1 protein-coding gene is annotated in these 433 nt (G+C 51.0%); it reads left to right on the top strand.

Annotated features, from left to right (window positions below):
- Positions 1–433: IS630 family transposase (locus AB9F26_RS22310; RefSeq protein WP_369769134.1), on the top strand; the 433-nt coding region annotated here is incomplete at both ends.

The following is a 433-nucleotide window of genomic DNA, read 5'->3' on the forward strand; positions in this document are numbered from 1 at the left end:
GACCACCCAGAAGATCCACGCAACCCTGCCTTTGGCTGGGTGCGCAAAGGTACAAATCCAGCACTTCTGACAACATCTGGACGCGGGCGCGTCAACATCCACGACGCGTTAAGCCTTGAGACATTCGATGCGCCGTTTGTCGAACCAATCACCGTCGATGGCACAAGTGCGATGCAACTATTGGCCAAAATCGAAGCCCGCAACCTCGATAAACCCATCATACATGTCATTTGGGATAACGCACCCTACCACAAAGGGCCTCATGTTAGGGCTTTCCTGTCGCGCAAAAACTGTCGTATTCACTTGATACCGTTGCCGCCATATTGTTCACATCTCAACCCGATTGAGGACCTCTGGGCAGTCCTGCACAGGCATGTCACCCATAATCGACATTATAAAACCCAAAAACAATTCGCCGAGGCAATCCTCAAAT

The sequence above is a fragment of the Falsihalocynthiibacter sp. BN13B15 genome, from assembly GCF_041205415.1.
In the GTDB taxonomy this organism is placed as follows: domain Bacteria; phylum Pseudomonadota; class Alphaproteobacteria; order Rhodobacterales; family Rhodobacteraceae; genus Falsihalocynthiibacter; species Falsihalocynthiibacter arcticus.